Consider the following 8,147-nt stretch of genomic DNA (forward strand, 5'->3'; position numbering starts at 1 on the left):
CGCGCCGCGGACCTCCGAGGGAGGGGATTGGCGGATCGCGAGGCCGTCGATCAGCACTTCGCCCGCCGTCGGCAGGAAAAGCCGGCCGATCAGCCGGCCCATCGTGGTCTTGCCGGAACCGATGCGGCCGATGATGCCGACCCGCTCGCCGGGCCGCACCGCGATGTTGAGCCCGCTCAGAACCTCGTTTTCAGTGCCTGGATAGGCGAAGCCGACATTCTTGAAGGCAAGCGCGCCGCTGCGGATCGGCCGGTTGACGAAACCGACCGTATCGGGGCGGTCCTCCGGCTGCGACATGATCGTGTTGATGATCCTGAGCGACAGCATGGCCTGGCGGAACCGGGCAAGCGTGATGGCGATCTGGCCGAGCGGCGCCACGGCGCGGCCGGCGAGCATCACGGTGCCGATGATGGCGCCTGTCGAGACCTGGCCTTCCGAGAACGCATAGGCGCCGGCAACCACCAGGGCCACCGTCACGAATTGCTGGATGGCGCCGGTGATGTTGCCTGCCGCCGCCGAGAGCTCCTTGATCTTCTCCGACGTGTTGGCCGCGTTCTTCGAGTGCTCGCCCCATTTGCGCAGCAGGTAGGCTTCGGCGCGCAGCGACTTGATCGTTTCCAGCGTCGAAATGGATTCGACCAGCAGCGCCTGGCGCTGCGAGGCCTCGTTCATCGAGGCGGCGACCCGCTTGCCGATCCGCCGCTGCGTGATCAGTCCGACGATGACGGAGATGATGAAAGCCAGCGCCGGTATGATCACCAGCCAGCCGCCGATGGCGTAGATGACAGCCAGGAAGACGAAGACGAAGATCGTATCGATGAAGACGCTGACCGTGTTCGAGGCGAAGAACTCGCGCACGAATTCGTATTGCGTGACACGGTTTGCATATTCGCCCGTCGACCCAGGCCGCGCCGAAAGCGAGGAATTCAGCACTTTTTCGAACAGCAGATAGGAGATCCGCAGATCCGCCTTGCGGCCGGCATAGTCGATCAGCGACGCTCTGGCCGTCTTGAGGAGCAGGTCGAACAGGATGGCCGCGCCGATGCCGAGCGCCAGCACCCACAGTGTGGCGATCGCCTTGTTAGGCAGGATGCGATCGTAGACGTTCATGGTGAAGATCGGCGAGGCGATCGCCAGGAGATTGATGAAGACCGCCGACAGCACCACCTTGGAATAGGTGCGCCAGAACGCCCCCATCGTGCCGGTCAGCCAGTGGCGCCTTTCGATCCGCGCGGCCGTGCCGACCGTCATCTCCTCGGCCTGGTTGGCATAGGTGATCGAAAAGGACGTGCCGCCGCTGATATAGCTTTCGGCGAGTTCCGACCTGTCGATCGTGGTGCGGCCGTTTTCCTGCGGCGCCGTCAGATACTGCCCGCCCTCCATCTCCGCCAGGAGAGCGACCGGCAACTGGCTGACGCGGAAGACGATGGCCGGAAGATCGAAGCGGCCGCGCAGGAAATCGCGATGGTTGAAATCCTGGACTTCCAGGCCGATCCGCTCGGCCAGATGGCGGATTTCCTCCGGCGCGATGCGCGTCTCCGGAACCGGCACACCGGCGAACAGCACGGTTTCCGCGCTCGGCCTGCCGAGATAGGCGGCAACAGCGCAGAAGCAGGCTTTGAAGGCCTCCTTGGGCGACAGGATGTTGGGTTGCTGGTTCACGATCCGCCCCGAAGGACCGAAGATCGATGCTTACATCGGCTACTTTTTCCTGACCGGCGCTAGGATGTCGAACGGCAGATCGTTCTTCTGCTCCGACGGCGTCCGCGCATAAGTCTCGGTATCGGCCGTAGCCGGCACACCGAATTCCTCACGGGCGTAGGCCGCGGCCTGCTTGGCCGGCTGGATGTTGAGCGTCTTCAGCAATTCTCCGGTTGCGGCCAGCAGCCGGTACTCGGCAAATAGCGACGCGTAGGACGACGTGTCGGCCAGCGTCGCGGTGTTGAAGCGCGTGTTCTGGGCATCGAGCACATCGAGCAGCGAGCGCTGTCCGACCTTGAACTGCTCGCGATAGGAAGCGACGAGCTTTTCATTGGTGGCAGCCTGCTGGCGCAGCGTCTTTGCCAGTTCGGCCTGGCGGAAGCGGCGGTCCCATGAGGTGCGGACGGCTTCTTCGATCTCGCGCAGCACCTGGTGCATCGCAAGCCGCTGCTCGCTGGTGCGCCGGATCTGTTCCTGCTCGTTGGCCTTGTCGATGCCGCCGCGGTAGAGGTTCCAGCGCAGCACCACCCGGGCCTGCAGGTCGCTCGCGTCGCCGTCGTCGCCGTCGATGTCATATCCGCCCCGGGCAACACCTTCGGCGGTGATCGTCGGGCCGTATTTCGCCCGCGCCGCGTCGACCAGCGAAGACGCCGCGTCGATATCGCTGTTGGCCATATGGACGCGCGGATTGTTCTGCCTGGCGAGCCCGATCGCATCGTCCAGCGACCGCGGCAGAGCGGCTGCGACATCGGCCGGCCGGGACGCGTTGGTCAGCGGCTTGCCGACATTCTTGAAGAAGCGGATCTTGGCCGCCTCGAGTTCTTCGGTTGCCTCCTGCATGCGCGCCTTGGCGGCAAAAAGGCGTTCCTCGGCCTGCTGCCGGTCGGCCTCGTTGAGCGCGCCGCCAGCGATGCCTTGCTTGATGTCGCTGAGGATGGACTGATGGAAGCCAAGGTTCTTCTTGGCCTCGGCCACGATCGAGGCCTGCAGCATATATTCCAGATAATCCTGGACGACCGCGAGCCCGATGAACTCGGACCGCTCCAGAACCCGGAAAGAAGCGCCGTCGACCCGCGAGGCCTGGCGGTTCAGTTCCGCTCGCCGCGCGCCGCTGTCGTACAGCGTCTGCGAGACGGTGAGGTCGGCCTCGTTCGGATAGAGGGCTTTGTGATCCTCGTCGAGCGCGCGCCGTGTATCATTGTCCAGCCGGCGAACGCCTGTCGACGCTTCCAGATCGACGCTGGGAAGATAAAGGCCTTTCGCCTGACGCAGCTCGAATTCGATCGCTTCGCGGTTCTCGATCGCCTGTCCAATCTCCGGATTGGATTCCACTGCGACGGCGACGGCTTCTTTGAGTGTGAGTGCGCTGGCGCTACCACAAGCCAGCATCGACACCGTAATGGCAAGCGCAAACCGCCAGCCGACGGTAATTTTACCCGTCCTGGTCATTTCTACCCCGTGACTATCCCCGCGCCATTATTTTTTTTATTGGCGCTTATTTGCCCAAGCCTGCCACCGGAGCTTTCGGCCAGTATCTATCAGATTTTTCGAGGTTGTGAGCATATAATGGATTAGACACACCTTAAAAGTGCGATTCCGGGCATTAGGGTCTAAGCCTGTAGCAAAAATGGCACAGAAACCGGGCGCGGCGGGTCATGGCTTTCCGGTTTGGAGCAGGCCGCAATCGCTTTTAAGACGGACCGTAATGGTTAATGGTCTGAAATAAATGGCGAATCGTGCGGTCGCCGCGGACAGACCCCATAGCGCTGGTTCTTCCGAAACTTAGTCGGTTGCGGCGAAAGTCGGAAAGCCGCGGGTTGTTGGGGAAAATCTGCTGCGACCTTGCAAAGCATGCGCAAGAAATCGCCATGTCAGCATGGTTTGGTTGGCAAACCCGGATCGTTCCCTGTATTGCGAGCCGGAGTTAAAAGTGGTGGATCTTCTTACCATGACCAATATCGCCTTGACCGGGCTTGCCCGCGACCTCGCCCGACGCGCCGCCGAGGGTAGGCCGGTGCGCGTCGGCGTCATCGGCTCCGGCGAGATGGGTACCGATCTGGTGACGCAGGGCATGCTGATGCCGGGCATTTCGATCGTGGCCATCTCCACGCGGCGCCCGCACACCGCCCGCGAGGCGATCCGCATCGCCTATGGCGATGAGGCGATTGCCGCCGAGGCCGAAACCGCTTCCAAAGTCACTCAGGCGATCGAGGGCGGCAGGATCGCCATCACCTCGAACGAGATGCTGGTCACCAACCCGCTGATCGACGTCGTCATCGACGCCACGGGCAAACCGGGCGTCGCCGCCGATTTCGATCTGATGGCCATGGAGCATGGCAAGCATCTGGTGATGATGAATGTCGAAGCCGACGTGACCATCGGCTGCTACCTGAAGCAGCAGGCCGACCGGTTGGGCGTCGTCTACTCGGTCGGCGCCGGCGACGAGCCGTCAAGCTGCATGGAACTGATCGAGTTCGCCTCGGCGCTTGGGCTGAGCATCGTCGCGGCCGGCAAGGGCAAGAACAATCCGCTCAACCATGACGCCGTTCCGGACGATTATCGAGAAGAGGCGGCGCGCCGCAACATGAACCCGCGCATGCTGGTCGAGTTCGTCGACGGCTCGAAGACCATGGTCGAGATGTGCGCCATCGCCAACGCCACCGGCCTGGTGCCGGATGTTCCTGGCATGCACGGCCCCAAGGCCGATCGCGACCTGCTGGCCAAGGTGCTGATTCCGATAGAGGATGGCGGCCTCCTGTCGAGGAAAGGCGTCGTCGACTACACGATCGGCAAGGGCGTGGCGCCCGGCGTCTTCGTCATCGTCGAGGCGATGCACCCGCGCGTCGTCGAGCGCATGGACGATCTGCACGTCGGCAAGGGTCCTTACTACGGCCTGTTCCGGCCCTACCATCTGACCTCGCTGGAAGTGCCGCTCACCGCCGCCCGCATCATGCTTTACGGCAAGCCCGACATGGTGCCTCTGCCGAGGCCGGTGGCGGAAGTCTGCGCCGCCGCCAAGCGCGACCTCGCCGCTGGCGAGACCTTCGATGCCATCGGCGAGACCTGCTACCGCTCCTGGACCATGACGATTGCCGACGCGCGGATGAGCCGCGCCGTGCCGGTCGGACTGCTCGAAGGCGGCAAGGTGCTGAAGCCGGTGAAGAAGGGCGAGCTGTTGACCGAGGACAATGCCGCGCCGGACCGGACGACGCGACTATACGCCTTGCGCAAGTTGCAGGATGAGATGCTCTACGGCGCGACGGCTATTTCCCCAGCTCTATAGACCTCAGCCGCGCCGCTTCAACGGCTTCGGTGACGAGCTTCGTCAGCCGGTCGCCGTCCATCAGCACGGCAAGTGCGGCGGCGGTCGTGCCGTTGGGGCTGGTTACCTGCTGGCGCAGCACGCCCGGTTCCTCGTCTGCTTCCGCGGCGAGCGAGGCGGCGCCGAAGACAGTCTGCATGGCAAGCAGCTTGGCGGTTTCGGCGGGAAGGCCGGCCTTCTCGGCCGCAACCGTCAGCGCTTCGATGAAGTGGAAGACATAGGCCGGACCGGAGCCGGAGACGGCGGTCACGGCGTCCATGAGGCCCTCGTCGTCGATCGTCGTCACGACGCCGCTTGCCGAAAGCAGTTCGGCGACGAAGCGTCGCACGTCGTCGGAGACCAGTGGGTTGGAAAACACCACCATCATGCCCTTGCCGATCGCCGCCGGCGTGTTCGGCATGCAGCGGATGACCGGCGCCAGCTCACCCAGGATTTCCTCGAAGGTCGCGACCGGCGTGCCGGCGGCGATGCTGAGAAAGCTGGTCCTGCCGTCGCCGAAGCGCTTGTAATGCCCGGTTACCTCGCGGATCACCTGCGGTTTCACGGCAATGACAATGAGATCGGGGACAGCTTCGGCTGGAATGCCATCGGCGTGGGCCGCGGCGCGGCAGCCGAGATGCTCGGCGCGCTGGCGCAGTTCCGCGTTGGGCTCGACCACGAACACCGCTTGCGGCTCGAGCTTGGCGGATTTCAACCAGCCCGAGAGCATGGCGTAACCCATATTGCCGCAACCGGCGAGAACGAGCCTGATCGTCATGAAACCCTCCGTAGGAAGGCTCTCCTTAAAGCAATTCCAGGAAAAGTGTGAAGCGGTTTTCCGTCTGAAATTGCATAGGACAAAGAGACGGTTGCGCCGCAACGGAAAAGGGCAGTGGAGGTCGATCGGCCAGGATCAGCTTGAAAGGCGAACCGGGATCGGCCGCAGCGAGACTTGTCTTAGGCCAAGCACGCCGAGCACGAAGAACAGCCAGACGGGATCGCCGCGGTGGAAGAAAAAGCTTTCGAGGAAAGCGTTCAGCGCCGTGAACAGCACCACCATCATGAAGAAATCGCCGAGGAAGATGTTTTCCTTGCGCGCCGGGATGCGCATGTAATCGCGCAAGGGGGCGATCAGGAAGGTGTAGACGGCGACGCAGAGCGCCGGGATGCCCATCAGCACCGCGATGTCGAGATAACCGTCATGGCCATGCACGATGGTGCGGATATCCCAGGGCCGGTCGAAGGGCTGGTCCTGGTTGAGCAGCAGCGGCGTCCCCCAGAAGCTTTCGTAGCCGTAGCCGGTCCATGGCTTCTTTGCCAGCATCTCGCCGGCGAACTCCCAAAGCGTCGTGCGTCCGGTATAGGTCAGGTTCGGGAAATAGATCGCCGCCAGGTGCTTGACCGGCGCGATGAAGACGATGCCGAGCGTGCCGACCGCCGTCGCGATGATCGCCAGCGCGAACAGGACCGGCGTGCCCAGCCGCATGCCGATGAGGCTGGGCAGCATGACGATCATGATCGAGAACGGCACCAGCCCGGCCGTGGTCTTTGAGCCGGTGTGGAGCATGAAGATCATCGCCGCGCAGAAGATGCCCGCGCCCCACCAGCGCTGGCCGCGCCGGAACAGATAAAGCCCGGCGAAGCTGAAACAGGCCATGACCGGGCCTGCGATGTTCTTGTGCGTGAAGACGCCGCGCCACAGGCCCGCATGTTCCGGCTCCTGCGAGTCGGCGGTGTGCAGCGCTTCGTGCGGGAAGACGACCAGGCCGATATAGGAAAGGCCGATCACCACGACGGCGGTGAAGATGACCACCCTGGCAAAGGAGTCGGCGTCGCGCGGCAGCACCAGGATCGTCGCCATGGTGATGATGCCGATCATGGTGAAGGAGGCGGCGCGCATCGCCGCGGGCGGGTCGGTGGCGAGCACCACCGACAGGAAGAAGAAGCCCAGCATCAGCGCCCAGGAAGGGCTTACCAGCGAGCGCACCACGCGCGGGTCGGCGAAGGCGAGCAGCGAGAAGATCGAGACAGCGCCGAGCGAGCCGAAGCCGAGCTGGTTGACGATGTCGCCGCCGTCGCCGGTCAGTTCCGCGCCTGCCGGCTGGAAGGGCCGGAACGAGACGATGATGACGGTGAACAGGAGCGCGGCGATAGCCGTGGCGACGCCGTCGCGCGTGAAGGCGGCGCTGAGCGGCGCGCGCTCAATTCTTCTCAGGCTGTCGGTATTGCTCATTGGCATATCCGAATTCGGCGAGCACCCGGCCAAGCGCGACATAGACCGGGTAGAGGCTGCTCGTCAGCGAGCCGGTGCGCGCCAGCCGGATAACGCCGCGCAACGGCGAGGCCGCAAGCAGCGCCAGGCTCTTCAGGAGAACTTTAAGGCCGGCAAACGGCGTGCCGGCCCGCTTCTTCTTTTCGACAAGCGTCGAGATCACGCCGTTGCGCAGGCTGCGGGCGCGGATCCAGTCGGCCTCGACACGCCGGGCCGGAACGGTCTCGTTGACCTTTGCCTCGGCGCACCAGCCGAGCACGAAGCCTTTCTGCGCGGAACGGCTGAGGAAATCGGAATCGCCGCCGCCCATGAAATTGAACCTGAGGTCGAGGAACGGCGGTCCCATGGCCTTGAGCACGTTGCGCCCGACCAAAAGGTTGCCGGACGAGTAAAGCGCCGGCACGCGGCCCGTTTCCCGATAGGGCGGCGCAAAGACCGGGTGCTCGGCCCATCTCGCGTGGCTCGGATCGGCAAAGATGGGCACTTGCGGCCCGCCGACGATGTCGGCGCCAAGCGTTTCGGCTGCCTTGCACATGCGCTCCAGCCAGTCCGGCTCGGCGAGCTCGTCATCGTCGATGACCAGAAGGTGCTTGAAGTTGGGAAACTGCAGGACCGCCGTCTGCCAGCCTGCATTGTAGGCGCTGCAATTGCCGCGCTCATGCGCGATGATCACCAAGCCCGGCATCTCGCCGCTTTCGAACAGCGGCAGCACCGCGGCGGCGCCTTCGCGCGCCTCGGCTTCGTTTTCCATGACGATGACGGCGAAACGCCGGTCGGTCCGCTGTGCCTTGAGCGAAGCCAGGGTTTCCAGCACCTGCTTCGGCCGCTTGAAGGTCGGCAGCGTCACGACCGCCTCGACGGTCTCGGCGGCAA

6 protein-coding genes are annotated in these 8,147 nt (G+C 63.9%); 1 reads left to right on the forward strand and 5 read right to left on the reverse strand.

Annotated features, from left to right (window positions below):
- Together FJ471_RS33410 and FJ471_RS33415 are read right to left on the reverse strand one after the other, a co-directional pair.
- On the reverse strand, nt 1-1,662 hold a 1,662-nt coding region (locus tag FJ471_RS33410; RefSeq protein ID WP_140810320.1), incomplete at its 3' end, for an ABC transporter transmembrane domain-containing protein.
- Between the two features lie 39 nt (nt 1,663-1,701).
- The gene (locus FJ471_RS33415; protein ID WP_140810327.1) at nt 1,702-3,150 is read right to left on the reverse strand and encodes a TolC family protein; all 1,449 of its coding nucleotides are present in this window, start codon (nt 3,148-3,150) and stop codon (nt 1,702-1,704) included.
- Between the two features lie 499 nt (nt 3,151-3,649).
- Between FJ471_RS33415 and FJ471_RS33420 the strand changes: the two genes are divergently transcribed.
- Nucleotides 3,650-4,984 carry an NAD(P)H-dependent oxidoreductase gene (locus FJ471_RS33420; protein ID WP_140810347.1) on the forward strand — a complete coding sequence of 445 codons (1,335 nt, stop codon included), beginning with the start codon at nt 3,650-3,652 and terminating at the stop codon, nt 4,982-4,984.
- Here the strand turns inward: FJ471_RS33420 and proC are convergent.
- The 3 genes from proC to FJ471_RS33435 all read right to left on the reverse strand — a co-directional run bounded on the left by proC (nt 4,965) and on the right by FJ471_RS33435 (nt 8,121).
- Complete coding sequence (gene proC / locus FJ471_RS33425; protein WP_140810334.1) at nt 4,965-5,780, reverse strand: pyrroline-5-carboxylate reductase; 816 nt, start codon at nt 5,778-5,780, stop codon at nt 4,965-4,967. The two genes, FJ471_RS33420 and proC, sit on opposite strands and share 20 nt — an antisense overlap.
- Nucleotides 5,781-5,915: 135 nt before the next feature.
- On the reverse strand, nt 5,916-7,235 hold the full coding sequence (locus FJ471_RS33430) for an O-antigen ligase (RefSeq protein WP_140810340.1): 1,320 nt from the start codon (nt 7,233-7,235) through the stop codon (nt 5,916-5,918).
- On the reverse strand, nt 7,204-8,121 hold the full coding sequence (locus FJ471_RS33435) for a glycosyltransferase (protein ID WP_246684902.1): 918 nt from the start codon (nt 8,119-8,121) through the stop codon (nt 7,204-7,206). The genes FJ471_RS33430 and FJ471_RS33435 overlap by 32 nt, the downstream gene beginning before the upstream one ends.
- Between the last annotated feature and the right edge of the window lie 26 nt (nt 8,122-8,147).

This window comes from Mesorhizobium sp. B2-7-1 (assembly GCF_006440735.1).
Taxonomy (GTDB): Bacteria; Pseudomonadota; Alphaproteobacteria; order Rhizobiales; family Rhizobiaceae; genus Mesorhizobium.

What these genes read in the sequence shown, in the direction of transcription:
- FJ471_RS33415 (WP_140810327.1), bottom strand. Translation starts at nt 3,150, where the DNA reads ATGACCAGGACGGGTAAAATTACCGTCGGCTGGCGGTTTGCGCTTGCC.
- FJ471_RS33420 (WP_140810347.1), top strand. Translation starts at nt 3,650, where the DNA reads ATGACCAATATCGCCTTGACCGGGCTTGCCCGCGACCTCGCCCGACGC.
- proC (WP_140810334.1), bottom strand. Translation starts at nt 5,780, where the DNA reads ATGACGATCAGGCTCGTTCTCGCCGGTTGCGGCAATATGGGTTACGCC.
- FJ471_RS33430 (WP_140810340.1), bottom strand. Translation starts at nt 7,235, where the DNA reads ATGAGCAATACCGACAGCCTGAGAAGAATTGAGCGCGCGCCGCTCAGC.